Source organism: Arthrobacter sp. 24S4-2 (assembly GCF_005280255.1).
Classification (GTDB): domain Bacteria; phylum Actinomycetota; class Actinomycetes; order Actinomycetales; family Micrococcaceae; genus Arthrobacter.
The window spans coordinates 329,360-345,219 of record NZ_CP040018.1 but is presented as its reverse complement, the minus strand read 5'-3'; the positions used below and the strand labels follow the sequence as shown (position 1 = coordinate 345,219).

The window sequence follows — 15,860 nt, the reverse complement described above, 5'->3', positions numbered from 1 at the left end:
ACCTCTCATGGAACGGGAACCGCCGGCCGGTGCAAGCGCCGTTGCAGCCGGGCGCGGACAGCTTATGGCTGTCATTTACCCTTAACACTAGGCCACCGCACCTGCACCGCCCTTCGCGAGGCATACCGGCGGGCAGATGCGCTACATCACCCAGGATTCGGCCGCCGCAATATACGCGGACGACGACGGCCCCCGGGGCCCCGGGTACACCGTGGGGGCGCCGGGCCATTCGCCGAATTCGGATAGCCGCCCGGTGCCGCACGGCAGGTACACGTTGGTCAGCGCCGCGCTGTTTGAGCCGAGCTGGAAGTCGGGGGCCGAGAACTGCCGGCGGTCCAGGACACCGCTGATCTCCAGCACCGCCTTGCGCCCCACGGCCCGGAAGCCGCGTTCGAAGTCCAGTTCGACGTCGAACTCGTCCTGGGTGTGGGTGATCCCGGTCAGCGGGAAACGGGCGGCCTCGGGGAAGTGCCGGGTCAGTTCCGTGGCCAGGGTCTTGGCGAAATGCTCATTGGCAGCGTAGCTGCGCCAGCCCTTGCGCGTGGCGATCAGCAGGGCATTGCCGGTGCCCCATTTTGACCACTCGGCCATCCAGAAGGAGGCAAAGCAGCTGGCGGGTTCGCCGGGGATAAGGACGCCGTCGCCGTTCACTGGATGGAGCGCCAGCCCGGGGTTGCTGCCGATAAATGCTATGCTGCGTCGCCAGGTGCCTGCCGGACTGTTCCCCATGCCAAAAGCCTAGCCCTGCGTCGGCCCGCAGACGGGGCGGCGCAGCCGGATTGGCTGGGCCTAGACTAGCCGTATGCCGGCACCAAGAGCCCTCAGACCCTTTGTGCACCGCGAATACCGCGTGCTGATCGCGGCGCTGGCCATCTCCATTTTCGGCTCCGGCATGTGGGCCGTGGCCATGGTGTACCAGGTGATCCACCTCGGCGGCGGCCCGCTGGAGCTGTCCCTCGTTGCCACCGCCGGCAGCGTGGGGCTGGTGGCGTTCGTCCTGGCCGGCGGCATCGCCGCGGACCGGGTTCCCCAGCGGCTGCTGATCATTGCGGTGGAAGGAACCAACCTCGCCGTGATCGCCGCCATCAGCGGACTGGCGCTGGCCGGCTGGCTGCAGCTGTGGCACCTGGCCGTGGGCGCGTTCGTCCTGGGCGTGGGCGCGGCATTCTTCTTCCCTGCCTACTCGGCCATCCTGCCCAGGATCCTGCCGGCGGAGGACCTGCTGGCGGCGAACGGCATGGAGGGAACCATGCGGCCCATCCTGCAGCAGGCGGCCGGTCCCGCCGTCGCCGGGATCCTGGTGGCGGCGTTGTCCCCGTCGCACGCGGTGACGGGTGTGGCGGCCTGCCACCTGCTGGCCTTCATCATCCTCAACTTCCTCGGCCAGCATGCCCTGGACGCTCCCAGCGCCGACGGCCGGCCCGCGGCCGCCCGCGCCAGGACGTCCTTCTTCCACGACCTCCGCGAGGGCGTCAGCTACACGGTCCGGACGCCGTGGCTGCTGTGGACGCTGGTCTGGGCCTGCATCTCGGTGCTGTTCCTGATCGGACCCATCGAGGTGCTGATGCCGTTCGTGGTCCGCGACCAGCTGGCCGGCGACTCCCGCATGTTCGGTTTCCTGCTGGCCGTGATGGGCGTGGGCGGGGCGGGCGCTTCCCTGGCCACCGCATCCTTCCCGCTCCCCCGGCGGTACCTGACAGTGATGATGGTGTCGTGGGGTGCCGGCAGCCTGCCGCTCGCAGCAATCGGCATGATGGACGGCTTCTGGATGGTGGCCGCAGCCCTGTTCATCTTCGGCGCCACCGGCGGCGTGGGGATGGTCATCTGGGGCACGCTCCTGCAGCGCAGGGTGCCGCCGCACCTGCTGGGCCGCGTCTCCAGCCTGGACTTTTTCGTCTCGCTGGCCCTGATGCCCATCTCGATGGCACTGGCTGGCCCCGCCTCTGAGGCGGTGCCCACGTGGGTGATCTTCCTGGTGGCCGGCGGGGTGTGCCCCATCATGGCCGTGGCGGCCATGATCGCGGCCCGGATGCCTGCCGACGAGCTGGCGCACCCGCTGGACGCCGCTTCAGAACATCAGGCCCCCGCGGACAGCCCAGAGACGGCGGACAACCCGGAGACCGCGGGTAACCAAAAGTCCGTGGAAAGCCCCTAGCCGGGGCTTTCCACGGAATTCGGTCGCCAGTTTGCTCCGGGAGCTATTTAGCTCCGGACGCCTAAGTGCGGGCGCGGACGATCGGAATGGACGCCGTCGGAAGTCCGCTGGGGAAGACGGTGGGCTCCGGCGCGCCCACGGCGGCCAGCGGCACCCGGGCCGCGTCGCCGCCGACGGTAAGGATCTCGCCGCGCACGCTGACGTCCAGCGGTGCGCCGTCGCGGATGCTGAGGCTGATGGACCCCTGCTCCAGCTCCACGAACAGCAGGCGGCCCTGGACCTTGAGGTGGAAGGACAGTCCCTCCCATTCGACCGGAAGCCGGGGGTCGAAGTACGGAAGCTTGCCCTGGTCACGGAGCCCCGCGAAGCCGCTGACCAGCGAACTCCACACGCCGCCGGTGGAGGCGATGTGCACGCCGTCGATCGTGTTGCCGTGCGTGTCGTCGAGGTCGATGAAAAGCGCGTCGGTGAAGTGGTCCAGCGCGGCCTTCCCGTAGCCCACCTCGGCGGCCATGATTCCCTGGACACAGGCGGACAGGGTGGAGTCGCCGGTGGTGATCGGATCGTAGAAGTCGAACGCCCGCCGCTTCTCCTCGGCCGTGAAGTCCTGCCACTGCAGGAACATCGCCAGCACGGTGTCTGCCTGCTTGAGGACTTGGTGGCGGTAGATCACCAGCGGGTGGAAGTTCAGCAGCAGCGGATACTTGGATCGGGGCGTGCTCCAGTCCCACGGCTCCAGGGTCATGAAGTCGTTGTCCTGCGAATACACCTCCAGGTCTTCGTCGTAGGGCAGTTGCATCCGGATGGCGGCCTGCTCCCAGAGCTCGCGTTCGGCGTCGTCGATTCCCGGGTGGTCCAGCGCGGCGGCGGCGCGCAGGTTAAAGCGCGCCATGACGTTTGTGTAGAGGTTGTCGTTGACCACGGCCGTGTACTCGTCCGGACCCGTGACGCCGTGGATATGGAACAGCCCGTCCTTGCCGAAGAAGCCCAGCGAAACCCACATGCGGGCGGTTTCGATCAGCAACTCCGAACCCATGCCCTGGTTGAAGTCCTCGTCCCCGCTGGCCCACATGTACCGGTTGGTGGCGAAGGCGACGGCTGCGGCGATGTGGAACTGCGCGGTGCCGGCGGCGTAGTAGGCGCTTGCCTCGAGACCGTTGATGGTTCGCCACGGGAACAGTGCGCCGTCCACGCTGAGTTCCTTGGCCCGGACCTTGGCGTCGGGCAGCATTTCGTGCCGGAACTCCAGGACCTGGCGCGCGTTGTCCGGGTTGGAGTAGGTCAGGTACGGCAGCAGGTACACCTCCTGGTCCCAGAAGTAGTGGCCGTCATAGCCGGATCCGCTGACGCCCTTGGCCGGGATGCCGGCAACGTCAGCGCGGGCCGTGGCCTGGGCCAGCTGGAAGAGATTCCAGCGGATGGCCTGCTGCAGCTCGGGCTGGCCGCCCACCACAATGTCCGTGGTGGCCCAGTAGTCCCGGAAGTGCGCCTCGCTTTCGGCAAAGATGGCGTCCACGGGCTGCAGGGCGGCCTCGGCCGCTTCCGACGGGTCCTGCGGGGAACCGCCGTCCACGGCCCCCTCGCGGAACGCACGCGCCACGGCGTAGCTGGCGCTCTTCTCCAGGCGGAAGGGCTGGTCCGCGCCCACGGCGAGGACGTACCGGACGCTGCTGTCGTCCTGGTCCACCAGGGTCTCGAACGGCTGCACGTCGGCTGAGGTCCAGTGGTCCACGGCCAGGCCCACGCGCTGCCGGGATTCGGCTGCCTCCCAGGACAGGCGCAGCGAGCCGTCCCCGCCGTCGAGCCGTACCGGCAGCAGGACGCGGCCGGCGTGCCGTCCGGCCCGGCGCGGATCGTGGGTGGAGTGGTCCTCCACGGGCTGGTCCTGGCGGTTGATGACGGAGGATGTCACGTCGGCGTACACGTCCCGGTCCGCGGCAACTTCGAGGCTGATGCCCAGGGTGCCGCGGGACTGGTAGCCCACGGCCCGGCGCTCCGTGGTGGTCACGGTCGCGCCGGAACGGCACTGCCAGGTGATCCGGCATTCGTAGATTCCGGTGGCGAAGTCCACGGAGCGCCGGTAGTCCAGCACGGTCGATTCACTGAGGGTCAGCGTTTCGCCGTCGATGATCACGGTGAAGTTATTGACGTCCGGGATGTACAGGATGCGCTGGCCGGTGCGCGCGAAACCGAAGGCATTTTCGGCGTGCTTGATGTCCCAGGTCTCGTGGAAGCCGTTGATGAAGCTGCCCGGAAGGTCGGCATCCGCCGCGGCCCAGTGGGCGCCGCGGATGCCGAGGTGGCCGTTGCCCAGGCTGAAAAGGGTCTCCAAGGTTCCGGCGTTACCGGGAAGGTGGACGGTCTCCACGAGCTGCCAGGGCTCGTTGGGGAAACGGGCGCGGTCCGAGGTGATGAGTGCCATGGCTGTTGGGGTTCCTTTGGCGTTTGTGCAGGTTGGGGGAGAGTTTGGCCGAGCTAGAGGAGTTCGTTGAGGTCGTCGACAACCAGCGTGGCGCCGGCGGCCAGCAGCGTCTGCCGGCCGGCTCCCCTGTCCACGCCGATCACCGAATGGAAGCTGCCGGCACTGCCGGCCAGGACTCCGGACACGGCGTCTTCGACCACCACGCACTCGTCGCTCGGCAGGTCCAGCAGCCGCGCAGCGTAGTCATACGTTGCCGGGCTGGGTTTGCCGGGCAGTCCTGCGGCAGCGGCGACGACGCCGTCCACCACCACGGGGAAATGTTCCGCCAGTCCCGCGGCCAGCAGGACGGCCGGCGCGTTCCGGGAGGAGGAGACGACGGCGACCTTGAGCCCCTGCGCCATCGCGGCTTCCAGGAAACGCACCGAGCCTTCGTACGGCGCCACGCCGCCGGCTTCGACAATGTCGTTGAAGACCTTGTTCTTCCGGTTGCCGAGCCCGTGGACCGTGTTGTTGGCGGCGTCGTCGTCCGCCGGCCCTTCGGGAGCACGATGCTGCGCGAGGCCAGGAAGTCCCGGACGCCGTCGAAGCGGGGCTTGCCGTCGATGTGGTCGAAGTAGTCGCTTTCACGGTAGCTGTCCGCCCCGGGGACGTCCTGCAGGTAGCCGTCGAAAAGCTCCTGCCACGCGCGCTCGTGGACGATCGCCGTGGGGGTAAGCACGCCGTCCAGGTCGAAGAGGATGGCGGAGGCGCCGGTCCAGCTGCGGGTGGTGCTGTTGGAAAGCTCAGTCATGCGGTACTCGGTGTCCTTTCAGACGGCGGGAGGGGACGTGCGGGGATACTGCAGGTTTTGGGGCGGTGGGAACCGTGTGGTGCAGAAAGGGCGGCGATGCCTTGGTCAGTCTTTGCGCGACTCAGCGCTTGCGCCGCGTGCTCTTGCGCTCGATCAGTTTGGTATCCAGCACGTGGCTGGCGGGGGCACTCAGCGGCCCCGGACGTTGGAGTCCCTCAATCAGCAGATTGGCTGCGAAGGCGCCCTGGTCGGCTACCGGCTGGGCCATTGTGCTCAGTCCCAGAAACCAGCTCATCTGATGATCGTCTATTCCTATGATGGACACGTTTTTCGGTGCTGACAAACCGAGGTCGCGCAAAGCCATCAGCGCGCCGAAGGCTGTTTCGTCGCAGCCGGCGAAGATCGCGGAGGGCATCCGGCGGTTTTCGATGAGCTCGGTCATGGCTTTGCGGCCGCCCTCGATGCTGGATCCGGCGTCCATGACCAGGTCCGGATCCACGGTCAGGTGGTGCTCGGCCAGCGCCCGGCGGAACCCGTTTAAGCGGTCCGTGGCCGTGACCACCGAGCGCTCCCCCGATTCGCGGCCGGAGAGGATGGCCAGGTCCCAGTGGCCGAGGCCCAGCAGGTGGTTTGTCGCTTTCCAGGCCGCGCCTTCGTTGTCGATGCCGACGTTGTCCCACGGGACGTTGTGCATGCCCACGCTTGCAACAGCCAGCCCGGACGTTGCCAGGGCGTCGATTTCGTCGTCGCTGAGGGCGACGTTGAGCAGCAGGACGCCGTCCACGCGCTGGGACAGGGCGTCGAGGTCACCGAAGACCTTTCCGTGCACGCTGGGAGTGCTCCGCAGGCTGATGAGCACGGTGTCGAAGCCGCTGTCCGCGAAGACTTCCTCAGCCGCTTCGACGGCCTGGGCGAAGAACCATGCCGTGGCCGTCGGCGCGATGATAGCCACCGAACCGGTGGTTCCGCCCGCAAGGCGCGACGCTGCGGAGGATGCCTTGTAGCCGAGCTTGGTGGCGGCGTCCGCCACCTTCAGCTGCGCCGTTTCGGAAACGTTGGGGAGCCCGCGCAGGGCACGGGAAACGGTACAGATGGACAGCCCCGACAGCGCGGCTACGTCCTGAATGGTCACGCGCGGTGCTTTAGCCATGCAACACGGGCTCAGCCCTTTCTTCTCTTGGAGTCCTGGGCCCGATACATGGCCGAAGAAGAGTGTAAGCGCTTACAAATTTAGCGCGCAACTGTTTTTCTCCGGAACCTGAAATTCTTACGCCTCAGCGCAGAACGTAGTGGCGAAGGAAAGCGCCAACGTCCACCATCTCCGCTTTGGAAATCGTGTGGCCCATGCCGGGATACGTCCGTGCGGTGAGCAGTGTGTTCCGGTTCAGCCATTCCCCGGTGTGATCGACGGCGTCCTCATTGATGACCAGGTCCGCCTTGTCCCGCCCCCAGAAAAACGGCGGTTTCGTGTCGAACGACTCGCTCATCGCCAGCAGTTCGTTGTCCAGGACGAACCCGGACAGCCCGACGACTGCGCGGAAGTCGTGCGGCCGCAGCCGCAGCAACGTGCTGGCCATGGCCATACCCTGCGAGAAGCCCAGCAGGCTCACGCTGCTGTGCCGGCCCTTGACCGAGTTGATCCAGTTGAACACCGAGTTGCTGACGGAAATCACGTCCGCGAAGTCGTGGGTCAGGAAGTAGTCCAGCAGGAACCAGCCGTAGTCGTCGCCGATCACTTTGGGCGCGCGAAGGGCCGCGCAGGTGAATTCAGGCGGCAACTGGCCGAAGAGGTCCGACATGCGGACCTCATCAGTGCCGTAGCCGTGCATCATCACCAGCAGCGGCGTTCCGGCGCGCTGGTGCTCCGGCCTGGACCATACGACTGTCTCCATCGCAACAGCCTAACTTTCCGCGGCGGGCTAACTTTCACGGCGGGCCTCAGCCCGCGGTGATCACCAGCGAGGTGCTGTGGCCGCCGAATCCGAAGGCGTTCGCGATGCCGGCCTTCGCCGTCAGGCCACCGGTCGTTTCCGCGATGATGTTGAGGTGGATGTCCGGGTCCTGGTTTTCGAGGTTGGTCGTCCCGGGGATCGTCCCGGTGCGCAGCGCCTGGATGGTGACGATGGCGCCGAGCGCGCCGGCCCCGCCCAGCAGGTGCCCGGTGAGGGATTTGGTGGACGTGACCGGAACGGAATGTCCGACGACGGCGCCGATGGCTTCCGCTTCGAGCCGGTCCCCCACCGGTGTGGACGTCGCGTGGGCGTGGACGAAACCGATGTCGTCACCTGTGAGGCCGGCTGCGGCGATGGCCTTCTGCAGCACACGGCGCTGCATGGCGGGGTCGGCCGCCACAATGTCCACGGCATCGGACGTGACCGCGCTGCCCGCCACCACCCCGAGGACCTCGGCGCCGCGGGCCCGGGCATGGTCTTCGCGTTCCAGGACCACGATCCCCGCGCCTTCGGCCATCACAAAGCCGTCCCGGTCCCGGTCGAAGGGGCGGGAGGCGGACTGCGGGCTGTCGTTCCGGGTGGACAGGGCCCTGATCTGCGCGAATCCACTGATGGTGAGCCCGTTGATGCAGGAGTCCACGCCTCCGGCGATCACCACGTCTGCGGCGCCGCTCCTGATCATGTCCGCGGCCTGGGAGATCGCTTCAGCCCCGGAGGCGCAGGCGCTGACCGGAGTCCGGGCCCCGCCGCGGGCCCCGACGTCAATGGAGACCCAGGCCGCCGGGCCGTTGGTCATGATCCGGGTGAGTGTGTGCGGAGAGACCCTGCGGGGGCCTTTCGCGTCCAGGGCCCGGGTCTGCTCCAGGGTGGTGTCCAGGCCTCCGTAGCCGGAGCCGATCACCACGGCCAACCTTTCCGGGTCCGTCTCCGGCCGTCCGGCGTGCGCCCAGGCCTCGCGTGCTGCGATGAGGGCCAGTTGGCCGCAGCGGTCCATCCTTTTGTACTCCGGAGTGGACAGCTGCGAGTGCACATCGGCGGTAACGCGGCCCGCCATCCGCACGGGCAGCCCTGTTGCCCAGGCGTCGTCGAGGGGCACGATTCCGGTGCGTCCGGCCAGGAGGGCGTCCCATGTTTCACTGGCGGTTGCGCCGACAGGAGTCACCGCTCCAAGGCCGGTGACGACAACCGTGGGAAAAGCTTCAGGCATTGAGAACACTGCTCCTGTGGATCCGTTGACGCTGCGGCCGGGGCCGGCTCCGGGTGGCCGGAGAATGCGTGCGCATTCCACAGTACGCGGGGCGCGCCCTCTGCTGCCGGTGTGACTTAGCTGCAGGCATCCGGCAGAACCGGCAGCTCAGGAGTGGTTCGTCCGTGGCGCCGCGAGGGATGGGCGGTCGCGGCACGGAAATAACGTGTGGGATACAGTCCCGGCGCGCGCTGGCCGGTTCATTGAAAGGGCAGGCGGTGGCCTGTAGCCTGTCGCTGGAAAGCATACTTATCAAGTTTGCCCGCAAGCCCCCCGGACAGCTAGGAGCACGTCATGAGAATCGGTTCCTCCATTTTCCTTATCGCCATCGGCGCCATTTTGGCGTGGGCCATCACCCCCGGCCTCATCCCTTACGTGGACCAGACGCTCATCGGCTACATCCTGATGGCCGTCGGCGTCATCGGCCTGATCACCTCGCTGGTCCTGGCATCGCCGGGACGCACACGCCGGGTGAGCGAGACCCGGTCAGTGGTGGATCCGAATACCGGCGAACGCATTGTCCGCAACGAGAGCCGGGACGGCGGCATCTAGCCATGCCCTTCCGGCCGCGACTGTCCACGGACAGGGATGAACCGCAGCTGAACTTCCCGGAAGCCGGGCCAGACCACCATGGTCCGGCCCGGCTTCCGGCTTTCCCGACAGGGGTCCATCTGCGTTCGTGTTGTTTTCATTGACAAACCAACAAGAACAAAGATAAAGTCAAACAATTCAACATCGTGTGATGGCAGTCACGGAAACCCAGTCACCGAGCTCAATCCAGAGGTTCTGCAGTTTTTTACGCAATGGAGGGTAAGTGTTCGCCGAGGAGCGCCAACAGCTGATTGCAGGTCTTGTCGCCGAAAGCGGCCGCGCCAGCGTCACTGCCCTTGCCGAGCGCTTCAGCATCACCACTGAAACCGTCCGCCGCGACCTTGCCGCACTGGAAGCCGCCGGAACCGTGCGCCGGGTCCACGGCGGCGCCGTCGCTCCGGACCGGATCAGCACCACCGAAGAAAGCATCCTCGAACGGACCATCCAGCGCCAGCCGGAAAAGCTGCGGATCGCCGAGGCCGCACTGGCGTTCATCCCGCAGAGCCCGGCCGGCAGCATCCTGGTGGATGCCGGCTCAACCACGGAGGCCCTGGCGGACCTGATCGCCCTGCGCCTCGCCGAGCCCGGCACATCGGCAGTAGGCGCCGACAACGAACTGGTGGTCATCACCCATGCGATCCCCATCGCCGCGAAGCTCGCCGGCGAGCCGGGAATTGCCCTCCATCTCCTGGGCGGCAGGGTCCGCGGCCTCACCCAGGCTGCCGTGGGGCAGTCCACCGTGGACGCAGCCCACCGGATCCGTCCGGACATCGCCTTCATCGGCGCCAACGGAGTCCATTCGGCCTTCGGGCTGAGCACGCCCGATCCTGAAGAAGCCGCCGTCAAGGCTGCCTTCGTCCAGTCGGCACGCCGCATTGTGGTGCTGGCCGATTCGTCCAAGCTGGATGCGGAAACGCTGGTCCAGTTCGCCTCGTTGAAAGATCTGGACACCTTGATTACAGACAGTGAACCCAGCCCGGAACTCGCAGCGGCGCTTGCTGACGCCGGCGTTGACGTGGTGATCGCATGATTGTCACCCTGACCGCGAACCCCAGCCTTGACCGTACAGTGAGCCTCCCCTCGCCCCTGCTGCGCGGGGAAGTGCAGCGGGCCGTCTCCGTCCGCCAGGAATCGGGCGGCAAGGGCGTCAACGTCTCCCGCGCCCTGGTGGCTTCCGGACTGGAAACACTGGCGGTCCTTCCGGGCGGCGACTCCGATCCCGTACTCGCGGGGCTTCGTGACAGCGGCGTCCCCTTCGCCGCCCTCCCCATCCACGAGCCGCTGCGTACCAACGTGGCATTGACGGAGCCGGATGGCGTCACCACCAAGATCAACGAACCCGGCCCGGTGCTGAGCGAAGACCAGCAGGAAGCCCTGATCGGGCTGCTGCTGGAACGTTCCCGCGGCGCCAGCTGGGTTGTCCTGGCCGGCTCGCTCCCACCCGGAGTTCCGGCCGATTTCTACGCCACCGTCACCCGGCGGCTTCGCTCCACAAATGACGGCAACGGCACAGGACATGCTGCCCCGCGCATTGCCGTCGACTCCTCCGGCGCGCCCCTCGCCGCAGCCCTCTCGGGCGATGCGTCGGGTATGCCGGACCTCCTCAAACCCAACGCCGAAGAACTGGCGGAGCTGGCTGCCGCAGCCGGTTTCGCCACGGCGTCCACCGCTGACGAACTGGAAGCGGATCCGGAGGCTGCCGCGGCAGCCGCCGCCGCCGTCGTACGTTCCGGTGTAGGTGCCGTGCTGGCAACGCTCGGTTCCAAAGGTGCGGTACTTGTGACGTCCGACGGCGCGTGGCTGGCCACGCATCCGCCGGTCAAGGCGGTCAGCACGGTCGGCGCGGGCGATTCATCCCTCGCCGGCTACCTGCTCGCCTCCAGCCAGGGCGCCGCCCCGGCCGACTGCCTCCGTCAGGCTGTGGCACACGGTGCCGCCGCCGCTTCCCTGCCGGGCTCCACAGTTCCGGCGGTCCACCAAACCACCCCCGACGCCGTAACCATCACGGCCCTCCGGAAGGACTGACAGTGACTCAGCTCATTACTACTGAACTGGTCGAGCTCGACCAGAACCTGGGCAATACGCCCGAGGACGTGATCCGCCATCTGGCCGGCAGGGTTGCCGCCAACGGCCGCGCCACCGAGGTGGAAGGCCTCTTCACCGACGCCTTTGCCCGCGAGCAGAAGACAGCCACGGGCGTTCCCGGCGGCATCGCCATTCCGCACTGCCGCTCCGCGGCGGTTACGCAGCCCACACTGGCCATGGCGCGGCTCTCGCACCCTGTGGACTTCGGCGCCAAGGACGGCCCGGCGGACCTGATCTTCTTCATCGCGGCCCCCGAAGGCGCGGACCAGGAGCACCTGAAGCTCCTGTCCAAGCTGGCCCGCTCGCTGATCAAGAAGGACTTCACGGCAGCCCTGCGCGCCGCCACTACGCAAGCGGACATCGTCGAGCTGGTGGACGGCGCCCTGGCCGACAAGCCGGCCGCCGCCGCGGAACCCGCTTTCGCCGCCCCGGTGGCACCATCGGCCGGTGCCGCCACCGGCGGCGCCGCCAGTGCCGCCGGCAAGGGCCCCAAGCGGCTCGTCGCCGTGACGGCCTGCCCCACGGGCATCGCCCACACCTACATGGCAGCTGATTCGCTGGTGGCCGCGGCCAAGGAAGTCGGCGTGGACCTGCAGGTGGAAACCCAGGGTTCCTCCGGCGCCAAGCCGCTGGACCCTGCCGTGATCGCAGCCGCCGACGCCGTGATCTTCGCAGTGGACGTTGACGTCCGCGGCAAGGAACGCTTCGCCGGCAAGCCCGTCATCAACGCACCCGTCAAGCGCGGCATCGACGAGCCGGACAAGATGGTCCAGGAAGCACTCGCGGCCGCTGACAACCCGAACGCCCGCCGCGTCCCGCACTTCGGGGCCGAGGAGCAGGCCGAGAACGAAGCCACCGAAAAGGGCGAGCATATCGGCCAGAAGCTGAAAAAGGCCCTCCTCACGGGTGTCAGCTACATGATCCCGTTCGTGGCCGGCGGCGGTCTGCTGATCGCGCTGGGCTTCCTCATGGGCGGCTACCTGATCACGAAGTACGCGGACGCCATCGTGGTGGACAACAGCCTCTTCAACCTGCCGACCCAGTTCCCGGACAACGCCTGGGGCCCGCTCGGCGCCTACCTCGGTGCCGTGCTCTTTAAGATCGGCGCCCTGTCACTTGGCTTCCTGGTCCCGGCCCTGGCCGGCTACATCGCCTACGCGATCGCTGACCGGCCGGGCATCGCGCCGGGCTTCGTGGCCGGTGCCGTAGCAGGGTTCATGGGCGCAGGCTTCCTGGGCGGCATCGTCGGCGGCCTGCTCGCCGGCTACATCGCGCACGTCATCGGCCAGATCAGCGTGCCCCGTTGGCTGCGCGGCCTGATGCCTGTGGTGATCATCCCGCTGCTGGCCTCGCTCGTCGCGTCCGGCCTGATGTTCCTTATCCTTGGTGCCCCGATCGTTGCCATCACTACCGGCCTGAACGCCTGGCTCTCCGGTCTCACCGGTGCCAGCGCCATCGCCCTGGGCGTCATCCTGGGCCTCATGATGTGCTTCGACCTCGGCGGACCCGTCAACAAGGTTGCCTACTCCTTCGCCGTCGCTGGACTCGGTGCCGCAACGCTGGACAACCAGGCACCGTGGCAGATCATGGCAGCCGTCATGGCCTCGGGCATGGTTCCGCCGCTGGCCATGGCACTCGCATCCACGGTCCTCGACAAGAAGCGCTTCAGCCTGGCCGAGCGTGAAAACGGCAAGGCGGCCTGGCTGCTGGGCGCGTCCTTCATCTCCGAAGGTGCCATCCCGTTCGCTGCTGCCGATCCGCTGCGCGTCATCCCCGCCAGCATGCTCGGCGGTGCGGTGACCGGTGCCATTTCCATGGCGGCCGGCGTAGGTTCGAAAGCCCCGCACGGCGGCTTCTTCGTCTTCTTCGCCATCGACAACTTCGTGATGTTCGTTGTCTCCATCATGGTTGGCACCGTGGTCACCGCCCTGGCAGTGATCGCCCTCAAGCGCTGGGCCGTCCGCCAGTCCGTTGATACCGTGGAGCCGGTTCCAGTAACTGTCTGACCCGGTTCGGTATCTTTCCAAACCCCCTGTCCTGACCTGAAGTCCAAGGAGCACAAATGTTCGAACGCACCGCCACCATCGCCAGCCGCGTCGGGCTGCACGCCCGCCCGGCCGCCATCTTTGCCGAGGCCGCCGGCGAATACCCGCACGAGATCACCATCGCCCGCCAGGGCGAGCCGGCCGACGAGGCCATGGATGCTGCCAGCATCCTGTCCCTCATGAGCCTGGGCGCGGCGCACGGCGATGTTGTGGTCCTGCGTGCCGAGGGCGACGGCGCCGACACCGCCCTGGACCAGCTGGTCCAGATCCTGGAAACCGATCACGACGCCGAGTAAAGGCACGACGCCGGCCGCTTAGGTCAGCGTCACGCGGCCGGTCCGCTGCGCAACGGTAAGTCCCTCTTGGGGGCGCCTGGCGCAGGGGTCCGGCTGCTGCTTTTAACCGCTTCTCCTGCAGGCTCCGGGACGGCCGGCTTCCACCCCGCGCGCAGCTAAGCAGCCTTAGTAGATTCCTTGTTTTTGCCTTCGGGCCCGGTTAGCGTGAGTAGCGCGGCGACACGCCGCTCCGCAGACCCGCATTCGGGGGCACGTTACCGGGCTGAAAGAGGATGAGACAGTGGCGACTTTGCAGGAAACCATAGAGGTGGACGTTCCCGTGTCCACGGCCTACAACCAATGGACCCAGTTCGAATCATTCCCCACGTTCATGAGGGGCGTTGAGTCCGTGGAGCAGATCGACGAGACGTCCCTGCATTTCCGGACCGACATCGCCGGAGTGCGGCGCGAATACAACGCCCAGATCACCGACCAGCTGCCTGACCGCCGCATCGCCTGGGTCAGCACGGACAAGCCGCGCAACGCCGGTACGGTCTCTTTCGAGCCCATTGGGCTGGAACAGACGCGGGTCACGGTGGCACTTGAATGGGAGCCGGAAGGCCTCGTGGAGAAGGCGGGTTCGGCCATCGGCGCGGACAGCCACCAGATCAGCGCCGAGTTGAAGAGGTTCAAGGAGTTCATCGAAAACCGCGGCATTGAAACGGGCGCCTGGCGCTCGGCCGTGGACCGCGGCGAGGTGGAAAGCACCGATGAAGAGGCCGGCTTCGCAGCACACGCCCCGGTGCCCTCTCCGCAGCGCCCTGCCGGCGTGGACCCGGTCCTGGACGACTCCGATCCCTCGAAACCGAGCTGATCATGGCTGAGAAAAAGAACCCCAGCATCAAGGACCCGGAGCTGTACGGGGAACTTCGGGAAGACGGCGCCTCCAAGCAGAAGGCTGCCCGTATTTCCAACGCCGCCGCCAAGAGAGGCCGATCAGCAGTGGGCCGTAAGGGCGGCAAGGCGGGCGACTATGAAGACTGGACAGTGCCCGAGCTCAAGGCGAAGGCCAAGGAAATCGGACTCGCCGGGTACTCCGCCAAGAAGAAGAGCGAGCTCATTTCAGCTCTCCGAAACTCCTGACGGCGGCAGTCATGCGCCACCGTCCAGCGTCAGGCGCCCTTCCGCCGGCTCTTGGCCGGCTCTTTGGCCGCCGGTTCCTTCGCTGGGGTCTTGGAAGCAGGAGCCTTGCTGGCTGCAGCCTTGGAGGCGGGAGCCTTGGCAGGTGCCTTGGCTGCCGTTGTATTAGTGGAGGCTGCCTTGGTGGCCGCGGTTGCCTTCGCGCGGGTCGTCTTCGTGGGAGAAGCCTCGCCGTCTTCCGGGGATGCGTCGGCCTTGGACGTTTCGGCGCCGCCACCTCCCCTCTTCCTTTCCAGGCTCCGTTTGAGCGCCTCCATCAGGTCGATCACTTCGCCGCCGCCGGCTTCGGCGGCCTCGGCGCCGAAGGTCTGTTCCGTGTCCAGGGACTCGCCCTGCTCGATCTTGGCGTCGATGAGTTTGCGGAGCTGCACCTGGTAGTCGTCCGTGAACTGGCCGGGTTCAAAGTCGCCGGCCATGGAGTCAACCAGGGCCGCGGACATCTCCCGCTCCTGCGCAGAGATGCGGACGGACGTCTCCAATGCGGGAAACGCCGCTTCACGCACCTCGTCCGCCCACAGGAGGGACTGCAGCACCAGCACGTCGTCGCGGATCCGCAGGGCACCCAGCCGCGTCTTCTCGCGCAAGGCGAACTGGACCACTGCCACCCGATCGGTGTCTTCCAGCGCCCGGCGGAGGAGGACGTACGCCTTGGGCGACTTCGAGTCCGGTTCCAGGTAATAGCTGCGCTCGAACATGATGGGATCCAGCTGCTCGGACGGCACAAACTGCACCACTTCGATCTCGTGGCTGCTCTCCGCCGGGATGGACTTAAGCTCGTCGCGGGTGAGGATCACCGTGCGGCCGTCCTCTTCGTAGGCCTTGTCGATGTCCGCGTAGTCCACGATCTCGCTGCACACTTCGCAGCGGCGCTGGTACCGGATGCGGCCGCCGTCGGCGTTGTGGACCTGGTGCAGCCCGATGTCGTGGTCCTCTGTGGCGCTGTAGACCTTGACCGGCACGTTGACCAGCCCAAATGCGATAGCGCCTTTCCAGATGGCTCTCATGGATCAAGTGAACATCAGACTTGCCCGGAGGTGAAGACCTTTGGCCGGCAGTAGGGAGCGTGTCCGGGTCCAGGGCCGCGAACTGGTCGTCACCA

The 15,860-nt window shown here is 67.0% G+C and carries 14 protein-coding genes and 1 pseudogene; 8 read left to right on the top strand and 7 right to left on the bottom strand.

The features are described 5' to 3' along the window. Positions 1-141: 141 nt before the first annotated feature. Complete coding sequence (locus FCN77_RS01710) at positions 142-729, bottom strand: hypothetical protein (RefSeq protein WP_137320853.1); 588 nt, start codon at positions 727-729, stop codon at positions 142-144. A 73-nt stretch (positions 730-802) separates the two neighbouring features. Between FCN77_RS01710 and FCN77_RS01705 the strand changes: the two genes are divergently transcribed. Beyond that, positions 803-2,155, top strand: coding sequence for an MFS transporter (locus tag FCN77_RS01705; protein ID WP_137320852.1), 1,353 nt, complete (start codon positions 803-805; stop codon positions 2,153-2,155). 61 nt (positions 2,156-2,216) lie between these two features. Here the strand turns inward: FCN77_RS01705 and FCN77_RS01700 are convergent, their stop codons facing one another. The 5 genes and pseudogenes from FCN77_RS01700 to FCN77_RS01680 all read right to left on the bottom strand — a co-directional run bounded on the left by FCN77_RS01700 (position 2,217) and on the right by FCN77_RS01680 (position 8,526). Beyond that, entirely contained in the window at positions 2,217-4,577 is a 2,361-nt protein-coding gene (locus tag FCN77_RS01700; protein ID WP_137320851.1) for a glycoside hydrolase family 65 protein, read from the bottom strand. A gap of 53 nt (positions 4,578-4,630) precedes the next feature. Continuing rightward, a pseudogene (locus FCN77_RS01695) lies at positions 4,631-5,367 on the bottom strand (HAD family hydrolase). Positions 5,368-5,488: 121 nt separating this feature from the next. Next, positions 5,489-6,499 carry a LacI family DNA-binding transcriptional regulator gene (locus FCN77_RS01690; RefSeq protein WP_254678804.1) on the bottom strand — a complete coding sequence of 337 codons (1,011 nt, stop codon included), beginning with the start codon at positions 6,497-6,499 and terminating at the stop codon, positions 5,489-5,491. A gap of 142 nt (positions 6,500-6,641) precedes the next feature. Then, positions 6,642-7,259, bottom strand: coding sequence for an alpha/beta hydrolase (locus tag FCN77_RS01685; protein WP_137320849.1), 618 nt, complete (start codon positions 7,257-7,259; stop codon positions 6,642-6,644). 46 nt (positions 7,260-7,305) lie between these two features. Further along, complete coding sequence (locus FCN77_RS01680) at positions 7,306-8,526, bottom strand: beta-ketoacyl synthase (RefSeq protein WP_137320848.1); 1,221 nt, start codon at positions 8,524-8,526, stop codon at positions 7,306-7,308. A 333-nt stretch (positions 8,527-8,859) separates the two neighbouring features. Between FCN77_RS01680 and FCN77_RS01675 the strand changes: the two genes are divergently transcribed. The 7 genes from FCN77_RS01675 to FCN77_RS01645 all read left to right on the top strand — a co-directional run bounded on the left by FCN77_RS01675 (position 8,860) and on the right by FCN77_RS01645 (position 14,704). Further along, entirely contained in the window at positions 8,860-9,117 is a 258-nt protein-coding gene (locus FCN77_RS01675; protein ID WP_137320847.1) for a DUF6458 family protein, read from the top strand. Positions 9,118-9,379: 262 nt separating this feature from the next. Next, the gene (locus FCN77_RS01670) at positions 9,380-10,186 is read left to right on the top strand and encodes a DeoR/GlpR family DNA-binding transcription regulator (RefSeq protein WP_137320846.1); all 807 of its coding nucleotides are present in this window, start codon (positions 9,380-9,382) and stop codon (positions 10,184-10,186) included. Continuing rightward, a complete protein-coding gene (locus tag FCN77_RS01665) occupies positions 10,183-11,181 on the top strand; it encodes a 1-phosphofructokinase family hexose kinase (protein ID WP_137320845.1) in 999 nt (332 codons plus the stop codon). The genes FCN77_RS01670 and FCN77_RS01665 overlap by 4 nt, the downstream gene beginning before the upstream one ends. A 2-nt stretch (positions 11,182-11,183) precedes the next feature. Then, positions 11,184-13,247 (top strand): fructose-specific PTS transporter subunit EIIC, encoded by a 2,064-nt coding sequence (locus FCN77_RS01660; protein WP_137320844.1) that lies wholly within the window; start codon positions 11,184-11,186, stop codon positions 13,245-13,247. A gap of 56 nt (positions 13,248-13,303) precedes the next feature. Continuing rightward, positions 13,304-13,582, top strand: coding sequence for an HPr family phosphocarrier protein (locus tag FCN77_RS01655; RefSeq protein WP_137320843.1), 279 nt, complete (start codon positions 13,304-13,306; stop codon positions 13,580-13,582). A gap of 280 nt (positions 13,583-13,862) precedes the next feature. Further along, positions 13,863-14,435, top strand: coding sequence for an SRPBCC family protein (locus FCN77_RS01650; RefSeq protein ID WP_137320842.1), 573 nt, complete (start codon positions 13,863-13,865; stop codon positions 14,433-14,435). Between the two features lie 2 nt (positions 14,436-14,437). Beyond that, positions 14,438-14,704, top strand: coding sequence for a Rho termination factor N-terminal domain-containing protein (locus FCN77_RS01645; RefSeq protein ID WP_137320841.1), 267 nt, complete (start codon positions 14,438-14,440; stop codon positions 14,702-14,704). 29 nt (positions 14,705-14,733) lie between these two features. On the opposite strand, the gene FCN77_RS01640 is transcribed toward FCN77_RS01645, so the two are convergent. Continuing rightward, the gene (locus FCN77_RS01640; RefSeq protein WP_137320840.1) at positions 14,734-15,765 is read right to left on the bottom strand and encodes a Ku protein; all 1,032 of its coding nucleotides are present in this window, start codon (positions 15,763-15,765) and stop codon (positions 14,734-14,736) included. Between the last annotated feature and the right edge of the window lie 95 nt (positions 15,766-15,860).